Origin of the sequence: Enterobacter cloacae complex sp. SHL009, from assembly GCF_049237205.1 — a bacterium.
GTDB classification, from domain to species: Bacteria; Pseudomonadota; Gammaproteobacteria; order Enterobacterales; family Enterobacteriaceae; genus Enterobacter; species Enterobacter cloacae_M.
Genome location: NZ_JBMKIW010000002.1, coordinates 74,968 through 95,304, shown reverse-complemented (window position 1 = coordinate 95,304; position 20,337 = coordinate 74,968). Strand labels below are relative to the sequence as shown.

Here is a 20,337-nt window from a genome sequence, read left to right as displayed (position 1 = left end):
AACGTTCAGGCGTGGTGACGCAAAAATGTGATGGCGATAGGGTTTACTTATTACCGCGTAAAAAAAACGGGAGCCGCTGGCCCCCGCTGGTTGTTTGTCAGATGCGCGATCGGTTAACGGTATTTCTTGTGATACGTGTTACGGGTCGTCACAAACTGCTCGGCCGCCGCCTGGGCTTCCTTCACTTTGCCTTCGTTAGCCAGCTTCAGCGCGCCGTCGATCTGGCCGACCAGCACGTCAAAGCCGTGGCGGTAGTCTTTCATCTCTGCGCTGTCTGCCGCTTTGCTTTCCAGCTTAGGAGGCGTCGCTTTTTGTGCGTCCAGCGCCGCTTCACGCATTTTGGTCAGCGCGTCTTTCATTTCAGCCGCATTGTCAGTTTTCTGCACCACCTTCAGGTTTTGACCGAGGATGCCCATGTCGTCTTCAAGATCGGCAGCAAACGCAGAAGAGCCAAGAACCAGCGTTGAAGCCGCGACGATCGCTAACAGATGTTTACGCATTGCTCACTTCCTTTTTTATTATTAAAACGCCTTTACGGATATTACTGACCGGCGATTTTCATTTCCGGCAGAAGTACAGAACCACACTGTATATTGCTACGTGTTTCAATATCGTTACCGACCGTAACGATATTGCGCCACATGTCCTTAAGGTTACCGGCGATGGTAATTTCGCTCACCGGATACTGGATTTCGCCGTTTTCCACCCAGAAGCCCGCCGCGCCGCGCGAGTAGTCTCCAGTGATGCCGCTTACGCCCTGACCCATCAGCTCGGTGACTACCAGACCGGTGCCCATCTCTTTCAGCATCTGCTCAAAGTTCAGGCCCTGTCCGGCAATGCGCCAGTTGTGGATGCCGCCAGCGTGTCCGGTGCTTTTCAGCCCCAGCTTGCGCGCGGAGTAGTTGGTCAGCAGCCACTGGGTCAGAATACCGTCTTTGATGATATCGCGACGTTCGGTGCGCACGCCTTCGCTGTCGAACGGCGTGGAGGCCAGCCCTTTCAGCAGGTGCGGATGTTCTTCAATGGTGAGCCATTCCGGCAGGATCTGCTTGCCCAGCGAGTCGAGCAGGAAGGTCGATTTACGGTAAACCGAGCCGCCCGCGATAGCGCCCACCAGATGGCCAAACAGACCGGTTGCCACTTCGTTGGCAAAAATGACCGGGGCCTTCATGGTGGAGAGTTTACGCGGCGACAGGCGTGACAGCGTGCGTTCGGCACACTCTTTACCCACCCACTCAGGAGACTGCAAATCCCCCAGCGCGCGGCCAATGGTGTAGGCGTAGTCACGCTCCATGTCACCGTTCTCTTCGGCGATGACGCAGCTGGAGAGCGAATGACGGGTGGAGCAGTAGCCCTGCAGCATGCCGTGGCTATTGCCGAAGACTTTGATGCCGTAGTGGCTGTTAAAGCTGCCGCCTTCGGTATTGGTGATGCGCTTATCGGCCTGCAGCGAAGCCTGCTCGGCGCGCGCGGCCAGTTCGATCGCTTCGTCCGGGGTCACTTCCGCCGGGTGGAAAAGATCGAGATCCGGCGCGTCAAACGCCAGCAGGTCTTTATCCGCCACGCCTGCGTAAGGATCCGGGGAGGTATAACGGGCGATATCCAGCGCCGCCTGCACCGTGCGGGCAATGGCATCCGGGCTGAGATCGGTGGATGACGCGCTGCCTTTGCGGTTCTGGTGATACACCGTGATCCCAAGCGCGCCATCGCTGTTGAATTCTACGTTCTCCACTTCACCATAGCGGGTACTTACGCTGATGCCGGTGGTTTTGCTGACCGCCACTTCGGCGCCATCTGATTTTTCTGAAGCAAGCATCAGCGCGGTGGAGACGGCTTCTTCCAGAATCTTACGCTGCGCTTCAACTTGTGAGGTTACTTTCATCGCAAATGCCATACTGTAAGAGAGAGTTAACTGAAGTCTAACAGAGAACCGTTTTTCAGTGCGCGTCTTAACTGGTAACATTAGCCTCTTTTTTTAAGGAGCCTGACATGACTAAGCAGCCCGAAGACTGGCTCGACGACGTTCCCGGTGATGACATCGAAGACGAAGATGATGAGATCATCTGGGTCAGTAAAAGTGAAATTAAACGTGACGCCGAAGAGTTAAAACAGCTTGGCGCGGAAATGGTAGAACTGGGTAAAAACGCGCTGGACAAGATCCCGCTCGACCAGGATCTGCGCGATGCCATTGAACTGGCACAGAAAATCAAGAAAGAAGGCCGTCGTCGCCAGCTTCAGCTTATCGGGAAAATGCTGCGTCAGCGCGACGTCGATCCGATCCGCCAGGCGCTGGACAAGCTGAAAAACCGCCACAACCAGCAGGTTGCGCTGTTCCATAAGCTGGAGCAGATCCGCGATCGTCTGATTGAACAGGGTGATGACGCCGTGCCGGAAGTGCTGAACCTGTGGCCGGATGCCGACCGCCAGCAGCTGCGTTCCTTGATCCGCAACGCGAAGAAAGAGAAAGAAGGGAATAAGCCGCCGAAGTCTGCGCGCCTGATTTTCCAGTATCTGCGCGAGCTGTCTGAGAACGAAGAGTAATTCGTTCCCCTCACCCCGAAGGGGCGAGGGAGAAAAGAACGTAGGCCCGGTAAGCGCGAGCGCCACCGGGCTTTTTTTACGCGTCGGCTGCCGCTTCCGCTTTCTTCGCCAGACCGTCCAGCAGCTTCTGATGGATCCCACCGAACCCGCCGTTGCTCATCACCAGAATATGGTCGCCGGGCTGAGCGGCTTTCACCACCATATCCGCGAGCGCATCCACGTCCGCACTCCAGTGCGCAGGCTGAATGCAGGCATCGGCTACTTCAGCCACCTGCCATGGAATATGCTGCGGCTGCAGCAGGAAGACCTCATCGGCGCGTCCTAATGACGGCGCGAGATCGTCTTTGCAGATGCCCATCTTCATGGTGTTCGAGCGCGGTTCCAGCACCGCCAGAATGCGGGCCGTCCCGCCGACCTTGCCGCGCAGGGCGGCAAGCGTCGCCAGAATGGCCGTTGGGTGGTGCGCGAAATCGTCATACACGCTAACGCCGTGGGCTTCACCGCGCAGCTCCAGGCGGCGACGGGCATTGATAAACGAACCTAGCGCATTGGCCGCATCCGCAGGCTGAACGCCCACGTGACGCGCCGCAGCAATGGCCATCAGGCCGTTGTGCATGTTGTGCTCGCCCACCAGGCCCCACTTCACCTCACCCACTTTTTCACCGTCGAGCAGCACTTCCCACTCGGAAGCATCGGCGTTGAGCTTCTTCGCCTGCCAGTGGCCCTGCTCGCCCACCAGCTCCTGCTCGCTCCAGCAGCCCATCGCCATCGTCTGCTTCAGGTTGATGTCGTTTTCCGGCAGGATGATGCGCCCCTGGCCCGGAACAATGCGCACCAGGTGGTGGAACTGTTTCTGGATCGCTTTCAGGTCGTCAAAAATATCCGCGTGGTCGAACTCAAGGTTGTTGAGGATCAGCGTGCGCGGGCAGTAGTGCACGAACTTGGAGCGCTTGTCGAAGAACGCGCAGTCGTATTCGTCGGCTTCGATCACGAAGAACGGGCTGTCGCCCAGACGCGCAGAAACGTCGAAATTACCCGGTACGCCGCCAATCACGAAGCCCGGCTTGTAGCCGCAGGCTTCGAGGATCCAGGTCGCCATCCCTGCGGTCGTGGTTTTGCCATGGGTACCGGCAACGGCAACCACCCAGCGGTCGCGCAGGACGAAGTCATGCAGCCACTGCGGACCGGACATGAACGGAATATTGCGTTCCAGAACCGCCTCGACGCACGGATTGCCGCGGGTCATGGCGTTGCCGATGATCACCAGGTCCGGCTCGGGATCCAGCTGGCTGGCATCGTAGCCCTGAATTAACGAGATGCCCTGTTTCTCCAGAAGTGTGCTCATTGGCGGATACACATTGGCGTCCGAACCCGTCACTTCATGGCCCAGCGAGCGCGCCAGCATTGCCAGTCCGCCCATGAAAGTGCCACAAATCCCCAATATATGAATGCGCATACGTCACTATCCTTCTTCAATGTGGCGCACATTTTACTCACATGTTAGCGGGTGTGAAACGCATTTCAGGAAAATCCGTATCCTGCTGGCGCGATTCACCTCTGCGCTAATATTTGAATGTTTGTTAAGATTGTTGGGCTTTAGTCGTTTTAGTGAACATACAATCGCTCTACTCACAAAGATGCAGGGAAAGTGTTATGAAAACGTTAGGTGAATTTATTGTCGAAAAGCAGCACGAGTTCTCTCATGCTACCGGTGAACTCACTGCTTTGCTGTCGGCAATAAAGCTGGGCGCTAAGATCATCCACCGCGATATCAACAAGGCCGGTCTGGTCGATATCCTGGGTGCCAGCGGTGCCGAGAACGTTCAGGGCGAGGTTCAGCAGAAACTCGATCTGTTCGCAAATGAAAAACTGAAAGCTGCACTGCGCGCGCGCGACATCGTTGCGGGTATCGCCTCCGAAGAAGAAGATGAAATTGTTGTTTTCGAAGGGTGTGAACACGCGAAATACGTTGTTCTGATGGATCCGCTCGACGGTTCCTCAAACATCGACGTTAACGTTTCTGTCGGTACCATTTTCTCCATCTACCGCCGCGTCACGCCTGTCGGCACGCCGGTAACCGAAGAAGATTTCCTGCAGCCGGGCATTAACCAGGTTGCTGCCGGTTACGTCGTTTATGGCTCCTCCACCATGCTGGTGTACACCACCGGTTGCGGAGTTCACGCCTTTACGTACGATCCTTCACTCGGCGTTTTCTGCCTGAGCCAGGAACGCATGCGCTTCCCGGAGAAGGGCAACACCTACTCCATCAACGAAGGCAACTACATCCGCTTCCCGAACGGCGTGAAGAAGTACATTAAATTCTGCCAGGAAGAAGATAAAGCGACCCAGCGCCCGTACACGTCCCGCTATATTGGCTCTCTGGTCGCGGATTTCCACCGTAACCTGCTGAAAGGTGGTATCTACCTCTACCCAAGCACCGCCAGCCACCCGGACGGGAAGCTGCGTCTGCTGTACGAGTGCAACCCGATGGCGTTCCTCGCCGAACAGGCGGGCGGCAAGGCGAGCGACGGTAAAGAGCGTATTCTGGATATCGTGCCGGAAAGCCTTCACCAGCGCCGTTCATTCTTCGTCGGCAACAACCACATGGTTGAAGACGTTGAACGTTTTATCCGCGAGTACCCGGACGCGTAATGCCTCTCTACAGGGGAGCCGTTCTGGCTCCCCTGGTCATTTATATATTTTACCGTATAAGTGTTTATAAAAAACATGCTTTAATATTCACCACTGCTCCTGCATTATTTCCATAACAGTTTGACAGATATTTCGTGGAGCAGAAACGTAATGAAAAATTATTCCCGTGCTAATACCGGCATTGATTTAAATCTTATCCCTGTATTTATTGAAGTCGTCCGCTGCGGCAGCATGGCAAAAGCCTCTTTGCGTCTGGAGATGTCACGTCCGGCGGTGAGCCTGGCCTTAAAGCGTTTTAATCAACTCTTTGATGAACCGTTATTTTTCCGCAAAGGTTTATACCTTGAACCGACGGAAAAAGCGTTAGCCTTAACCAGTTCGCTGGAAATATTAATGGGTGATATTCACGATAATATTGCGGCAGTTAATTCCGGAAAAAATAAAACCCCGGCACAGAACGTACCGGGGCTGGGTAATATTATGCAGCGGTCTGAGTCGTCACTTTGAATGATGACATGGCTTCCATCAGCTGACGCGACTGCTCCTCAAGGGAGCGGGTCGCGGCGGAGGATTGCTGCACCAGCGCCGCATTCTGCTGCGCGGTTTCGTCCATCTGATTCACCGCAATATTCACCTGCTCAATACCACGGCTCTGCTCCTGAGACGCGGTCGCAATCTCACGCATCAGTTTGGTCATGCGCAGCACTTCTGTTGCGATTTCGTCCATGGTTTCGCCAGCCTGCTGGGCCAGCTCGCTGCCCTCGTTAACGTGGGTCTGCGAATCGCTGATAAGCGATCGGATCTCTTTCGCCGCGTCGGCGCTGCGGCTGGCAAGGTTTCGCACTTCGCCCGCGACGACGGCAAACCCGCGCCCCTGCTCGCCCGCGCGCGCCGCTTCCACGGAGGCGTTAAGCGCCAGAATATTGGTCTGGAAGGCAATACCGTCGATCACGCTCAGGATGTCGGCGATGCGCGCCGAGCTGCCCGAGATATCGCGCATTTTTTCAATTACGTAGCAGACCATTTCGCTGCCGTGATCGGCCGTGTCGGACACCGACTTCGCCAGCTGGTGCGCCTGCTCGGCGTTATCGGCGTTGAGCTTCACCGTCGCGGTGATCTGTTCCATGCTGGCCGCCGTCTGCTCCAGCGACGTGGCGGTGGATTCCGTACGCTCGGCAAGATCGCGGTTCCCCAGCGTCAGCTCGCGGCTACCGGTGTCAATCTGCGCGCTGGCATCGCGTACTCGCATAACCGAGTTCATTAGCGACTGTCGCATCTGCTCTATCACCGCGTTGAGGCGGTTAAATTCCTGGCTCGCGGGGGCATTCAGCGTATGGGTTAAATCCCCCGCCGCCACGTTCTCCAGCTGAGCGATCGAGGCCGAAAGCGGCTTGAGCAGCATATGGCGCAGCGCCAGCCACGCGAGCACGATAATGCCCGCCGTCAGCAGCGCGGCGACGATAATCAGGATCAGGACGCGGGTTTTGCTCGCCTGCACGGCGCTCACTTCCGCCTGACCACGCGCTTCGCTCCATTTCTGAAACGCCTGCATATCGTTATCAAACTGCTTCGCCACCGGAATCAGCGTCTTCTCCAGCAGATCGTAATACCCGTCCGCGCTCTGGTCATTCAGGGTTTTCAGCATCGGGTTGATCCCCTGCTGGCTATAGGTCGCCAGGCTGGCCGCCACTTTATCGAGCAGCTGTTGCCCCTGCTCGTCAGCCACGCCGCCGTCGATCACGCCTTTCAGCGTTTTCTGGGCCAGGGCAACTTCCTGATTGATGTTTTTTACCGCTTTGGCCGCATCGTCCAGCATGCCGATTTCCATCATGCGGACGGCCTGGCCCGCCTCATTGCGCGCGCGCAGGATCAGCGTATAGCCTGAATTAAGCTGCACCATCTGCTCACCCTGAAGGTGATTAATACGCTGCAGTGAAGAAGAACTCTGTGTGAGGGCATAAATGCCAATGCCGCTGACAATCAGCAGCAGAAGGGTCATAACGGCCAGTAAAGAGAGCAAGCCGGTACGAATCGATAGCGTTTTAAGCATGATATTATTTCCGGTAGCGAGATATTTCTGGGCATAAAAAAAGAGTATCGGCCGCTACCGGAAAATGTTTAGACTTTAAGCAAATTCAGCGTGTTATCGCTCTGTTACCGATGTGTTTACGCGGGTAACAGGTGAGCTTTGGCGGTTCTCCCAGAGCACCGTAAGACCGCGCTGCAGGGCAATAAAAATAAACAACAGAATGCCGATGGCGATCTTCGTCCACCAGGAGCTGAGCGTGCCGTCAAAGTTGATATAGGTTTGTATCAGCCCCTGGATAGCCACGCCGAACAGCGTTCCAAGCACGGTACCGACCCCACCGCTCAGCAGCGTGCCGCCGATAACCACAGAAGCAATCGCATCCAGCTCCACGCCCACGCCTGCAAGGGCATAGCCCGCCTGGGTATACACCGAGAAGACGATACCCGCCAGCGTCGCCAGGCCGGTCGAGAGCATATAGATGCGGATGGTGGTACTGCGGGTGGAGATCCCCATCAGGTTTGCCGACGTGGCGTTACCGCCGATGGCGTAAACCTGATTGCCAAACCGGGTACGGTGGGCGAGGAAGATGCCAATCACCACCACGCCCAGCATCAGCAGCCCCATCGCGCTCAGGCGGCCGCCGCCGGGAATTTTCCAGGCCAGGCTGGAGAGCGTGTCGTACACCGGATGGTTAATCGGAATCGACTCTTCCGACACCAGATAGCTCACTCCACGGAGGAAGAACATTCCCGCGAGGGTAATGATAAACGCCGGAATTTTTAACGCGTCGATCAGCAGCCCCATAAAGGCGCCAAACGCACAGCCCATCGCCAGCACCAGCGGAAACGCCACCAGCGGAGAGATCCCCCAGAAGCCGATCGCCTTCGCGAGGAACACGCCCGTAAACGCGATCACCGACCCGACGGAGAGATCGATCCCGCCGGAGAGGATCACAAAGGTCATCCCGACGGCGATGATGCCTAAAAAGGCGTTATCGGTCAGGATATTGCAAATCACGCGCGTCGACGCAAAACCGGGGAATTGGGTGAGGCAGTAGAGGTACCCCAGCACAAACACGCCCAGCGTGATCATCAACGGTAAATTACGTTTTATCATGGCCACGGATCCCCTTAATGATGCTGACAAAGCGCGGCGACTGGACGATCAGCACGCAAAGCACGACCACCGCTTTCACCACCTGGTTGAGTTCCGGCTGGAACCCCGAAAGCAGGATCCCGGTGTTCATTCCCTGAATGATCAGCGCGCCAATTACCGAGAGCAGCAGGTTAAAGCGCCCGCCCATCAGCGATCCACCGCCGATCACTACCGCGAGGATCGCGTCCAGCTCCAGCCAGAGTCCCGCGTTATTGGCATCGGCCCCGCGAATATCCGCCGCGACGATGACCCCGGCGATGGCGGCGCAGACGCCGCTCAGCACGTAGGTCAGCATCACCATCAGGCGGGTGTTAACCCCGGCGTTGCGCGCGGCGCGGATGTTGATCCCGACGGCTTCAATGAACATGCCCAGCGCCGTTTTGCGGGTGAAAAGCCAGAAGACAATGAGCGTGACCAGGGCAACGATCACCGGCGTCGGGAAGAACAGCAGGTTGCCGCTCCCGATCCACGCCAGGCTCGGCGAGTTAAAGGTGACAATCTGCCCGGAGGTAATCAGCTGCGCCACGCCGCGCCCGGCCACCATTAAGATAAGGGTGGCGACAAAGGGCTGAATTTTCAGCACCGCCACCAGAATGCCGTTCCATAATCCGGCCAGCACGCCGGTGCCTAAGGCCGCCAGCAGTACCACCGGCAGGCTGTGTCCGGATACGGTCATGGAGGCTGCCGTGGCCCCGGCGATGGCCATCACCGCGCCGACGGAAAGGTCAATCCCGCCGGTGGCGATGACCAGCGTCATCCCGATGGCCAGCAGCGCCACCGGCGCGGCACGGTTTAGAATGTCTATCGGGCTGCCAAACAGGCGACCATCCTGCACGATAATCTGGAAGAAATGCGGCGCGACCAGGCTATCAACCAGCAGAACCACCAGCAGCGCTGCGATTTGCGGCGTGCCGGTCGGCCAGCTGAAGCGGCGCTTTGTCTCACCGGTTTGCGAAAGCGAACGGGGCATCACGATTCACTCCTTATGCCGCGATGGCATTCATGATCGCCGGAACGGACAGCTTATCCAGCGGGATCTCTGCCACCTGTTTGCGATCGCGCATGATGATGACGCGATCGGCATAGCCCACCAGCTCTTCCAGCTCGGACGAAATAACCAGCAGCGCCAGACCGTCCGCGCACAGGGTTTCGATAAGCCGGATAATTTCGGCGTGCGCCCCCACGTCAATGCCGCGGGTTGGTTCATCGAGGATCAGGAACTGGGGTTTGGTCAGCAGCCAGCGGGAGAGGAGAACCTTCTGCTGGTTGCCGCCGGAGAGGAACTCGATGGGCTGTTCCGCGCTCGGCGTGCGGATACCCAACTGACGGATAAAGCGCTCGGCGATGGCGTTTTGCTCTTTACGGGGGATCGGGCGCAGCCAGCCGCGCTGGGCCTGCAGCGCCAGGATGATATTTTCCCGCACCGAGGCCGCGGCAATAATGCCGTCCGTTTTCCGGTCCTCCGGGCAGAAGCCGACGCCGAGACAGGAGGCCTGATGCGGCGATCGCAGGGTTTGCGGTTTGCCCTTGATCAGCGCGCTGCCGCTGTCGGCCGGTTTGATCCCGAAGATCACCTCGGCGGTTTCGGTCCGACCGGAGCCCAGCAGGCCCGCCAGCCCGACAATTTCGCCCGGGCGGACTTCCAGATTAAACGGCGATATCACGCCTTTCTTGCCGTAATCGCTGAACGCGGCGACCGGTTTCTCGCTCAGCAGCGTGCGCCCGGCGCGCTGAAGGGCATTGGTTTCCAGCTCGCGGCCCAGCATCATTTTCACCAGTTCGATCTGCGGCAGCTCGCGGGTTTCGCGGCAGCCGACAAAGCTGCCGTTGCGCAGCACCGTGATGCGATCGCTTACCTCATATACCTGATCGAGGAAGTGGGTAACGAAGATCAGGCTGACGCCCTGATCGCGCAGCTGGCGCATCAGGGTAAAGAGCATCTCCACCTCCTGGGTATCGAGGCTGGCGGTGGGTTCGTCGAGGATGAGTACCTTCGCGGAGAGATCGATCGCGCGACAGATGGCGACGATCTGCTGCATCGCCACGGAAAAGCGGTTCAGCGGCTCGCGGACGTCGAGGGAGAAGCCGTACGATTCCATCAGCTTTGTCGCCCGCGCCTCCATCTCTTTGCGGCGCAGCAGGCCAAAACGTCGCGGCTCACGGCCAATAAACAGATTATCCGCCACCGACATATTCGGCAGCAGGTTTACTTCCTGGTACACCGTCCCGATCCCCAGCTGCTGGGCATGGGCGGTATTTTTCGGCGAAATGGCGTTGCCTTCCAGCCAGATGGTGCCGCGATCGGCGTGATAAACGCCGGTGAGGGATTTAATCAGCGTCGATTTTCCCGCGCCGTTCTCGCCCAGCAGCGCCATGATCTCCCCACGCCGCAGGCTAAAATCAACGTTATCCAGCGCTTTTACGCCGGGGAAGAATTTGCTCAAGCCCTCTGTGCGGAGGATTTCCTGGTGTTGTTCAGTGGTCATGGTTTCCCCCTGCATCAAGCCGGATGGCGCAGCGCCACCCGGCATGTTCAGACAGGCTTAGTAGCCCATATTTTTCTTCTTCTCTAACTCTTCTTTCGCCGTGTCAGGCAGGTAGAGCGTGGACTTGGTGACCGTCACCTTCTCAGGCATCGTGCCGTCTTTCTTGAATTTCTCCAGCGCGTCGAATGCCGGGCCCGCCATGTTTGGCGTCAGCTCCACGCTGGCGTTGGCTTCGCCGTCGATCATTGCTTTATAGATGTCCGGCACGCCGTCGATAGAGCCGGTGAGGATATCTTTGCCCGGCTTCAGGCCCGCTTCTTTAATGGCCTGAATCGCACCGATCGCCATGTCATCGTTGTGGGCGTAAACCATGCAGATGTTCTTGCCGTTGTTTTCAGCCTTAATGAAGCTCTCCATGACCTCTTTACCTTTACTGCGCGTAAAGTCGCCGGACTGAGAGCGGATAATCTTGATGTTTGGCGCTTTAGCAATGGCCTCAGCAAAGCCTTTTTTACGGTCGATGGCCACGCTCGCGCCGACAGTGCCCTGCAGTTCAACGACGTTACACGGCTTGCCGTCGACCTGTTTCACCAGCCAGTCGCCAATCAATTGCCCTTCAAGCACGTTGTTGGCGGTCACGGTGGTCATATAGAGGGATTTGTCTTTGACGTCGATGGAACGGTCGAGCAGGAAGACCGGGATCTCAGCGTCTTTCGCTTCCTTCAGGACGGGTTCCCAGCCGGTCGCCACGACGGGTGCAATAAAGATGGCATCCACGCCCTGGGCGATAAAGGAGCGCACGGCTTTGATCTGATTCTCTTGTTTTTGCTGACCATCGGCGATTTTCAGGGTAATACCGCGTTTCTGAGCTTCGCTTTTCGCCACGTTGGTTTCTGCCGCTCGCCAGCCAGATTCAGAGCCGACTTGCGAAAAACCTACGGTTAAGGGAGCGGCCATCGCCATAGACGACATGGCTGCCGAAACGGCTGTGACCAGGAGTAAGCGCTTCCACATATGAACGTCCTCGTAGGGTGAGTTATTGTTGGTTAAAAGATGTTCTGCGGAATGACTATAGCCCATGAAATATGTAACGAATTGCGTTACATCACACTTCAGAAAAGTGAATAAAACGTTAATCACAAGTTTGTAATCGCTTTCATTTCTCCATGAAAAATGCGGCTGAGTTTATGGATTTTTCTGTCATGGAAACGGTCTGAAAAGTGGGAAGAACGTGGAGAGAAGGCGAAAACAGGCGGAGACATTCAGCGCGAGTTGGCTATAATACCTGCCACTTGTTTACCATCCATTTTAAAGGACACCGACATGAGCTTACTCAACGTCCCAGCAGGTAAAGAACTGCCAGAAGACATCTACGTAGTTATCGAAATCCCGGCTAACGCAGATCCGATCAAATACGAAGTGGACAAAGAGAGCGGCGCCCTGTTCGTAGACCGTTTCATGTCTACCGCGATGTTCTATCCGTGCAACTACGGTTACATCAACCACACCCTGTCTCTGGACGGTGACCCGGTTGACGTGCTGGTCCCAACGCCATACCCACTGCAGCCAGGCGCAGTGATTCGCTGCCGTCCCGTTGGCGTGCTGAAAATGACCGACGAATCCGGTGAAGATGCGAAGCTGGTTGCGGTACCGCACACCAAGCTGAGCAAAGAATACGATCACATCAAAGATGTGAACGACCTGCCAGAACTGCTGAAAGCGCAGATCACTCACTTCTTCGAGCACTACAAAGATCTCGAAAAAGGCAAGTGGGTTAAAGTTGACGGCTGGGACAACGCAGAAGCGGCGAAAGCAGAAATCATCGCCTCTTTCGAACGCGCTGCTAAGAAGTAATTCTTACTGCTGTTAATGAAGGCCCCGCGAGTCGGGGCTTTTTTATTTCCCTGGTTAAAAGCAGTATAAACGGATTTTTTAAGAAGAATCCCATTCCTTTTGGTCAGGGTATTAAAAACAAAAAAGACACCCTATCATTTATGGTGGGAGTGGTTGAATAGCCTGGCTGTTAATAACATACTGTCATGATGAACATTAATCCCCATTCATTTTAGGATTCATATGTCATCCATTAACATTGATGTTGCCCGCCCAACTGGAATTTATTTTATCATTGAACGACTGTATTCCCGCGATGGCCTTATGCCTTCTGTTGGGGAAATCAGCCCCTCTTTGACACAGGTGCACCGTACCGTCATTCAGCTAAAACGCAAGCAAGATATGTTTATGGATGGTGTTAAGGTTATCCCTAAAGATATTACCCTTTGGCAACAGATAAAATATATTACAGGTTCAAAAGTAACGACCAAAGATACAGATGCGTTAGTGTATACGACCGATTTTATCGGCTCCCTTGTTGCCACAACGCCTTTAGGTAATATTGAGCATGAAAATATTCCTCGCTTCCTCACGACAGAGTCTATCCACTCTCTTCCGCAGGCGGTGAGTTATGGGCGTGATCCCATCCCACAAGTTCTTCTTTATGGTCGTAAGGATATTGTCTTCTTTATGGACAATGGTGGTAAAGGTACGCCAACTGCTATTGCAAAATATAATCACAACACTCGTGATCTTGCCATAATCAAAGATCAGCTAGAAGCCAGTAAAACGATGAAGGAACTGCTATCTAAGGGAGCAAAATTATGAGTAAGAAAAGACATATCGTGAGTCTATTCGTCCTTATTATTGCCGCCTTTATCTTTGGCAGAAGCACGTATAATGAATACCTCGCATGGTACTATGGAAGCGATAATTTAATATTCAGCGAAATAAATAGCTCCTTACTATCCAGTTTATTTAACGGACTTTACTTCGCTCTATCATCAAGCATTATTTATGCGTTACTCACTCTATTAAAAAGAATTCCCAGAAATATCGTCGTTTCTTGTCTGCTGCAGTTCTGTATTAACATCGGGCTATATACGCTTTTTGTTGCAGTAGATAGAGGATATAGTAAGTTGCATACGTTAGGCTCGGGTGCTACTGATATCACCCACGGCTATTTTTTAGGGGCGTTGCTGACGAGCACACTCCTGACCGTCGCGATCGTGAGCGTTATACATGCTAAGTTTCTTTCTTCAAAGCATAAAGATGGGCTACATAAAGGCGTTTGACTGTTACGGCAAAGACAGCAAATGGCAGTATCTCTGCATCATGACATTCCAGCTTGCCTGGTTTTTGTTTTACTTATGGATCCCTTATCGAAGCGATTATGTGATTCTGCTGTTTTTACTGTTTTTTCTGCCCGTCATTTCAAGCAATACACGGTGCATAAACTACTATGGCCGTTCACGAGCCTTGTGTTTTTTATGGCTTATTGCCCCGTACATCATGCTGTTCGTTCCTCTGTTTTTAACCCGACGCCGGGATACAGAAGAGAATTGAAAGAATAAAAAAACAACGCCACCTCACGGTGGCGTTGTTTTTTTTCAGTACTGGTCTCTGTCTAACCAGTTACCGCTTACAATCCGCGTTAACCCTTCGACCGGACGCTGGTAGACGTACATCCACGCACTTCCGTACGGCGTCTGGATCAACTGGCGTGCGTATTCACCGCCCCTGGTGCGCAAGGCATCAAGTTCGGCAAGCGTCGCGTTATCAATACGATAGACTTCACCCTGTACTGTTCCTTCGCCCGGAACCGCGCCTGGATAGTGGCCCAGGCTGTACAACTGGTAGTTCTCGATATTGTAATTCCCCAGCAGCAGGGCATTGGTCATCCAGTGACTGTTGCCTTGCTTGGTTCGTAAACTGCCGTAGACAAATATTCGCATTGCTAAAACTCAAACTGATAGAGCAGATCAAGTGCCTGGTCTACGCCGGACACTGCTTCCAGATATAGCTTGGGCATCAGGCGATAGCGTAACGTGAGAGTTGCCAGTGAGTCAAAGATCCCCACACCATATTTTACCTGCAGACCCGGCAGTACATAGCCGCTGACCACCACCTGCGAGGAGTCACCCACGCCCTGGGTGTCCAGCGCCAGATTGCTTACGCCGAACGTCTCGCCGATTTTACCCACAACCTGCCCACTTTGTGCAACCCCCAGACCCACTAACATCGAGGTCATCGCCGCACTGTCGCTTTGTCCGCTGTCCAGACCTTGTCCACGCAGCAGATAAGAGAGAGCTTCCTGCTGCGACATCGCCGGGTCAGAGAAGATCTCCGCCTTCGGCTCGTCGGCAGAACCGGTGACGCGAACGCCAGCAATGACGTCGTTTTCCGTCGCTTCCGGGTTACGAATCGCTTCGATGTTCAACAGGGGCTGATCCGGTGGACCGGAGAACAGCAGCTCGCCTTTGCGCACAATCAGATCCTGACCATAGGCGTGGAAACGCCCTTCAGGAATATTGATCTGCCCGTTCAGGCCAAGCCCCTGTTTATCCTGCGCCACTTTCAGATCGCCCGTGAGCCTCGCCTTCAGCCCAAACGCATCCAACCGCACGTTATTCCCCACGTGCACGATAAGGTTGCTATTAATCGGTATGCCCGCGCTCTTCTGTTCTATAGGTCTCAGATTTTCATTGAGCATAACTTCATCACTTGAGACGCCGACCGCGCTTTCCGGCACGTCGTGAACCACGATGCGCGCCCACGGCACGTCGACGCGTCCGTCAAGCGTGAAGAGGCTTGGCGTGGCTTCAAAGACCACATCAGGCGAGACGTCCAGGCGCACCATCGGCGGTACGGTGATGCGCACCTTGCTGCCCTTCGCGGCAATACGGGCGCGCCAGTTGTCTAGCTGGCTCCAGTCCGCGTCGCCGCTCAGGTTGATTTGCCCTTGCTGCGTCAATACCGAGCCGCTCAGCGTCGAGCTCATGCCGTTGAAGTTCATCGCTATCTGGCTGGGCTGCATGTCAAACGGCATGAAGTTGCCGTCGATATCCACGCCGCTGAGCCGCATCTGACCGAACAGCTGCGGGTTTTGCACGTTACCGGCCAGCCGCAGGTTAGCGTTCAGCATACCCTCCGCTTTTTCCCCGCGCGCGAAAATCGGGTTCACCATCGCCAGGTTGAAGTTACGGACGTTGACGTTGCCGCCCAGATTACGTCGTCCCTGCGGATCGGTAATCTGGACCTGCCCGTCCAGCTGACCGTTGTTGGTCAGGCGGATCGTCCACCCCAGCTGTGCGCGATTGTTATGCAGATCGGCACTCAGGTTCAGGGTGTCGAAAGCCACCGGCAGCGGCGCGTCGTTGACCTCCTGCGTCACCTTCACGTTACGCCCTGACAGCGTGACGCTGCCCTGCGGCAGCCCCTCTTTGGTAGTGTCCCAGGCCACATCGGCTTTCCCGCTGAAGACGCCGCTGGCCTGGGTTGTGTCCGGCATAAACGGCTTCAGCATCGCCAGATCGAAGCGATTGAGGTTGATCTGCGCACGCCCTTCCGCACCCGCATCGATGGTCTGCGGCACGCACAGCTCCGCATTCGGGTTGGTCCAGCAGTGTGGCCCAATGCTGATCTTCTGCTCGGCATTGCGGTAGTCGAGGGCAATGGATCGCGAGAGCGCCAGCGGCCCGACCGGCGTATTGAAGCGGGTGTTGTCCAGCGTCCCTTTCCAGCGTTCTTCCTTGCGGTCGAAGCTGCCGGTGAGGTGAAGCTGGCCGGAGACCGGCTCGCCCTGCACGCGCAGCTGGAGGTCGTGCTGCTTCTCGTTCCCTTTGGCGTCCAGGGTGACCAGGCTAATGTTCACGTCCGGCTGAGAAATGCGCTCCACGCGCAGGTTCAGGCTACCGCCGATCTGATCGGTGGATTTCACATCCCCTTCCACGCGGACGCGGGCAACGCTCAGCTCCTGCCAGCGCAGGTTATTGGCGGTAATGTCCGCCAGCAGCTGCGGTGCCTCCACCGTACCGCGCACTTTCACGAGACCTTTCGCCGTGCCGCCCAGACCCGGCAGGGCGTTGTCGATATTCGGCGCGTCGATGGTGGCGTCCAGGTTGAGATCCTTCACCCCCAGCTCGCCTTTGATATCCGCCGTGTTGCGGCCCAGCGCCACGTGCAGCCCCGGGATAACCCACTGCAGATAGCTGTTGCCTTTTACCGAGCCTTCAACGTTAACCTTGTTCTGCTTCACGTTCCCGGTGAGCTTGATTTCCGGCACGTCCATCTGCCACGTACCGCCGTACAGGCTGCCGCGGGTTTTAATCAGGCCATCCAGCTTCGACGGCCAGTCCGGCACCTCTTTGGCGGTGTTAATGCCCGTCAGCTTCAGCTCGCCGCGCCAGCTGATCGCCTGCTGCCAGTCAAGCAGCGCGGTCAGCTCGGTTTTACCTTCCAGCGCCGCGACGGTCAGCTTGTCGAGGTTGACCTGCTGTTCGTTGCCCTTCGCATCCAGCGCGATGTTCGCGGGCGGCACGCCCTGCCCCTTCACGGCGGTGCGGAACGAGAGCGTGTAGTCGGTCATCTTGCCGCTCAGCTTCAGCTTCAGGTCATCGGCCTGGAACTGCTTTTCGCCGGTGAAGGGCCAGTAAAGCTGCTTGCTGACAACCTCAAGATTGAGCGGCAGCCCGGCTTCCGCCAGCTGCGTTTGTGCGCGCAGGACCATGTCCACCGGGCCGGAGAGATTCACCCCGACGTCCAGCTTATCGCGCAGCGCCCCGCCCACTTTGACCTTCACCTTTTCGCCTTTCAGCGGATCGATGTTGAGGGCACTGTTAAGCGTAATGTCCACCGGCCAGTTGTCGCGCAGCAGGGCATTCCCCGACGCATTCACCGAGCCCTGATTGGTGTCGATATCCAGCGCGTCGAGCTTCATGTTGCCGTCAATGCTGCTGACTTTCAGCAGCATGTTATAGACCGTCAGATCGGTATCGCCGGTCAGGCGCAGCTGCTCGCCTTTGAACTCCTCGATGTTGAGATTTAGTGGCAGATGAACGTCGGTCATTTCCGGCAGCACAGGCTTCGAGAAGAGATCTTTCAGCGTTTCGCCCAGCGGCTTTTCTTCCGGCTGCGGATTCTGGATCTTCGGCTCGACGATCTCTTCCTGCGCCACGTCGGCCACCTTCGGCAGCGCGATCAGCAATCCCTGCAGGGACGTCGGCGTCAGGGTGAGGTTTTTCTCCTGCCAGCGCAGGCCGGAGGTGAAATCCATCACGGACACGGTAGTGTCGTCGATTTTGATATTGACGTTATCGAGCGCGACCCGATAGAGCGCGATCGGGTACGGCGTGGAGAGATTCAGCGGGCCGCTGTCCTCCTCCTCGACCGGCGCAGACTTCGGCATTTTTTTCGAATCTATCGCCACGTTGACGTCTTTTAGCGCCAGATCGTTGACGCAGAGCTTGCTGTCACGCAGGCAGCCCAGCTTCACCGCCAGGTGGAACTCCCCGGCGTTCACCGCCACGCCCGGCTGCTCGTAGCGGATGTTCTTCAGACGCAGATCGCGCCAGCCGCCCGTAACCTGGCCAATCTCCAGCCCCGGCACCCAGCGGTTCGCAGCGTTAAACAGCAGATGCAGCCCGGTCGTCGTTCCCACCAGAAACGCCACCGTACCGAGCAGCAGCACGATAAAAATCAGCACCCCGAGGCTTATTTTCTTCCATAAACTCATAATTCAGGCCCCAGACCGATGTAAAACTGTAATCCGTGTTCATCTTTGTCGCCGACAGGCACGGCGAAGTCGAGCTTGATGGGTCCGACTGGAGACTGCCAGCGTACGCCCACGCCCGCGCCGGTTTTAAAGTCGCTGCGGCGGATATCGTTCACCGCTTCACCGCCGTCAACAAACATGGCGCCCCACCACTTTCCGCTGACGTTGTACTGATACTCCAGCGATCCCGTCGCCAGTTTTGACGCACCGGTCAGCTGGCCCTTTTCGTTCTCAGGTGAGATCGATTTGTACTTATACCCACGAATGCTGCGGTCGCCCCCGGCGAAGAAGCGCAGATCCGGCGGAACGCGCTCGAAGTCTCCCGTTTCAATCCAGCCGAGATTGCCGCGCATCACAAAGCGGTGTTTGTCATACAGCGTGCGGATCCAGACGTTTTGCGCCTGCAGGACGGAGAAGTCCACGTCGGAGCCCCAGGCGGAGTTGGAATAATCGATCGAGTAGCGCTGTGAGTCGCCCCAGGTCGGCATCAGGCCCCCGCGCGAGCGGGTACGGCTGATCATCACGCCCGGATAAAGCAGCATGGTGGTATTGGTGACGTTGGCCTGGGTAAAGTGGTCCAGGCTCCAGCGCAGGTTAATGGCGCGCTGCCAGCCGCTGGAGAGATCCCAGAAGCGTGAGACCGCAAGCGTCGTAGAGTCCTGCTTGGTGTCGTTCAAGTCGGTGCGCTTAAAACCGCCCTGCAGAAGGTAATATTGCTCAAGCGGATTTTTCAGCAGCGGCATTTTGTAGCTGAAATCCAGCTGCTGCTCGGGCGCAGAGAGGCTCAGGCTGGTGGTCAGGCTGTGACCGTACGAGTTCATCCACGGTTTTTTCCACGAGGTTCTCACGCGTGGTCCAACATCCGTCGAGTAGCCAACACCGGTCTCAATGGTGTTCTCGGTGCGCGGCGAAACAACGCCATGCAGCGGCAACACCTTCGTTTTGCGAGACTTATCAAATTCCGGTGCGACAACCACGGAGTTAAACCAGCCGGTAGCGGAAAGACGACGGTTCAGTTCCGCCAGGTCCCTCGACTGGTAGTAATCCCCTTTTTTGAACGGCACGAGGTTTTGCAGATACTCTTCACGAATTTGCGAACCTTCAAACGTGACATCGCCAAAACGGTAGCGTTCTCCGCTGTCGTAGTCGATATCCCAGAAGGCCTGACGCCGATCCAGCGCAATCCCCAGCTGGCTTTTATTGAACTGGCTGTCGAAGTAGCCCTTACGCAGGGAAACGTTCGTCAGCTCTTTTTTGAAATGGTCGTAGTCACCGTGGTTAAGCACGGTACCGATTTTCGGCCGCGTGCTGAGCAGGTCCAGATAATCCCGGTCGGTACGCGCCCCGCCGCGGAGGATGACGTTCGTACCGCCAATCAGTACCGGCTCACCCGGCGAAACGCGGGCAATAAGGACCTGGCGCCCCTTCTTTGGCGGCGGGCGGAGATCGAAATCAATGGTGGGTTCGTAATACCCCAGCGCTTTCAGCCCTTCACGGATGGCGTCATCCACGCGCGCGCGAAAACGCCGGTCCGGCGTCACCTCATCACTCTGGATGGTCGACAACTGCGCACGCACGTTTTTTTGTAGCGCCCCGGATAACCCCTCAACCTGCAAACGGACATTCGCCGCGCTGGCAATCCCGCTTGTCAGCAACACACTGACTAAACATAACTGGCGGATTTTTGTCACGTTTTCTCCTGAATATCCCTGTTTCCACCCTGGAAGCAAATGAAGTGCCGCTCCGCGGCAAAATACGGCCTGTGGCCAAAAACCCGAATCGCGGGTTGAAAATGGGTGTAACACCCAAATATTTCTTATGATTAAATCTAGACTGATTCAGCGCATTTATTGTGTTCAATTAAACGC

17 protein-coding genes are annotated in these 20,337 nt (G+C 56.1%); 6 read left to right on the top strand and 11 right to left on the bottom strand.

The genetic code is table 11. From position 1 onward, the window contains the following. Positions 1-113 precede the first annotated feature (113 nt). The gene (gene cybC, locus ACOTZC_RS06920) at positions 114-500 is read right to left on the bottom strand and encodes a cytochrome b562 (protein ID WP_008501412.1); all 387 of its coding nucleotides are present in this window, start codon (positions 498-500) and stop codon (positions 114-116) included. 41 nt (positions 501-541) lie between these two features. Further along, positions 542-1,894: a metalloprotease PmbA gene (gene pmbA / locus ACOTZC_RS06915; RefSeq protein ID WP_023310180.1), complete on the bottom strand. Its 1,353-nt coding sequence runs from the start codon at positions 1,892-1,894 to the stop codon at positions 542-544. A 95-nt stretch (positions 1,895-1,989) separates the two neighbouring features. On the opposite strand from pmbA, the gene yjgA reads away from it, so the two are divergent. Beyond that, entirely contained in the window at positions 1,990-2,541 is a 552-nt protein-coding gene (gene yjgA / locus ACOTZC_RS06910; protein WP_008501414.1) for a ribosome biogenesis factor YjgA, read from the top strand. A 76-nt stretch (positions 2,542-2,617) separates the two neighbouring features. Here the strand turns inward: yjgA and mpl are convergent, their stop codons facing one another. Then, positions 2,618-3,997, bottom strand: a complete 1,380-nt coding sequence (mpl, locus tag ACOTZC_RS06905) for a UDP-N-acetylmuramate:L-alanyl-gamma-D-glutamyl-meso-diaminopimelate ligase (RefSeq protein ID WP_248162527.1) — start codon at positions 3,995-3,997, stop codon at positions 2,618-2,620. 197 nt (positions 3,998-4,194) lie between these two features. Here mpl and fbp point away from each other — a divergent pair, with 197 nt between their 5' ends. Both fbp and ACOTZC_RS06895 read left to right on the top strand, forming a co-directional pair. Then, positions 4,195-5,193 carry a class 1 fructose-bisphosphatase gene (gene fbp / locus ACOTZC_RS06900; RefSeq protein ID WP_023310178.1) on the top strand — a complete coding sequence of 333 codons (999 nt, stop codon included), beginning with the start codon at positions 4,195-4,197 and terminating at the stop codon, positions 5,191-5,193. 150 nt (positions 5,194-5,343) lie between these two features. After that, complete coding sequence (locus ACOTZC_RS06895; RefSeq protein WP_109845722.1) at positions 5,344-5,700, top strand: helix-turn-helix domain-containing protein; 357 nt, start codon at positions 5,344-5,346, stop codon at positions 5,698-5,700. Here ACOTZC_RS06895 and ACOTZC_RS06890 read toward each other — a convergent pair. The 5 genes from ACOTZC_RS06890 to ytfQ form a co-directional block, all read right to left on the bottom strand. After that, complete coding sequence (locus ACOTZC_RS06890) at positions 5,672-7,243, bottom strand: methyl-accepting chemotaxis protein (protein ID WP_048702586.1); 1,572 nt, start codon at positions 7,241-7,243, stop codon at positions 5,672-5,674. The genes ACOTZC_RS06895 and ACOTZC_RS06890 overlap by 29 nt on opposite strands. Before the next feature lie 93 nt (positions 7,244-7,336). Next, positions 7,337-8,338: a galactofuranose ABC transporter, permease protein YjfF gene (gene yjfF, locus ACOTZC_RS06885; protein WP_023293434.1), complete on the bottom strand. Its 1,002-nt coding sequence runs from the start codon at positions 8,336-8,338 to the stop codon at positions 7,337-7,339. Beyond that, the gene (gene ytfT, locus ACOTZC_RS06880) at positions 8,325-9,350 is read right to left on the bottom strand and encodes a galactofuranose ABC transporter, ATP-binding protein YtfT (RefSeq protein WP_248162513.1); all 1,026 of its coding nucleotides are present in this window, start codon (positions 9,348-9,350) and stop codon (positions 8,325-8,327) included. The genes yjfF and ytfT overlap by 14 nt, the downstream gene beginning before the upstream one ends. Before the next feature lie 10 nt (positions 9,351-9,360). Then, on the bottom strand, positions 9,361-10,863 hold the full coding sequence (gene ytfR, locus ACOTZC_RS06875; protein ID WP_008501421.1) for a galactofuranose ABC transporter, ATP-binding protein YtfR: 1,503 nt from the start codon (positions 10,861-10,863) through the stop codon (positions 9,361-9,363). Positions 10,864-10,920: 57 nt separating this feature from the next. Then, entirely contained in the window at positions 10,921-11,877 is a 957-nt protein-coding gene (gene ytfQ, locus ACOTZC_RS06870) for a galactofuranose ABC transporter substrate-binding protein YtfQ (protein WP_045402315.1), read from the bottom strand. Positions 11,878-12,186: 309 nt separating this feature from the next. On the opposite strand from ytfQ, the gene ppa reads away from it, so the two are divergent. The 3 genes from ppa to ACOTZC_RS06855 all read left to right on the top strand — a co-directional run bounded on the left by ppa (position 12,187) and on the right by ACOTZC_RS06855 (position 13,991). Further along, positions 12,187-12,717: an inorganic diphosphatase gene (ppa, locus tag ACOTZC_RS06865; protein WP_008501423.1), complete on the top strand. Its 531-nt coding sequence runs from the start codon at positions 12,187-12,189 to the stop codon at positions 12,715-12,717. A 222-nt stretch (positions 12,718-12,939) separates the two neighbouring features. Beyond that, entirely contained in the window at positions 12,940-13,524 is a 585-nt protein-coding gene (locus ACOTZC_RS06860) for a hypothetical protein (RefSeq protein WP_045402311.1), read from the top strand. Next, a complete protein-coding gene (locus ACOTZC_RS06855; RefSeq protein WP_045402308.1) occupies positions 13,521-13,991 on the top strand; it encodes a hypothetical protein in 471 nt (156 codons plus the stop codon). The genes ACOTZC_RS06860 and ACOTZC_RS06855 overlap by 4 nt, the downstream gene beginning before the upstream one ends. Positions 13,992-14,306: 315 nt before the next feature. Here ACOTZC_RS06855 and ACOTZC_RS06850 read toward each other — a convergent pair whose 3' ends face one another. Genes ACOTZC_RS06850 through tamA form a run of 3 tightly spaced genes read right to left on the bottom strand, consistent with a single transcriptional unit; the run spans position 14,307 to position 20,160 of the window. Beyond that, positions 14,307-14,651 carry a gamma-glutamylcyclotransferase family protein gene (locus tag ACOTZC_RS06850; RefSeq protein ID WP_014830431.1) on the bottom strand — a complete coding sequence of 115 codons (345 nt, stop codon included), beginning with the start codon at positions 14,649-14,651 and terminating at the stop codon, positions 14,307-14,309. Positions 14,652-14,653: 2 nt separating this feature from the next. Next, positions 14,654-18,430, bottom strand: a complete 3,777-nt coding sequence (tamB, locus tag ACOTZC_RS06845; protein ID WP_126303706.1) for an autotransporter assembly complex protein TamB — start codon at positions 18,428-18,430, stop codon at positions 14,654-14,656. Next, on the bottom strand, positions 18,427-20,160 hold the full coding sequence (gene tamA / locus ACOTZC_RS06840; RefSeq protein WP_126303708.1) for an autotransporter assembly complex protein TamA: 1,734 nt from the start codon (positions 20,158-20,160) through the stop codon (positions 18,427-18,429). Before tamA ends, tamB begins: the two co-directional genes overlap by 4 nt. Positions 20,161-20,337 lie beyond the last annotated feature (177 nt).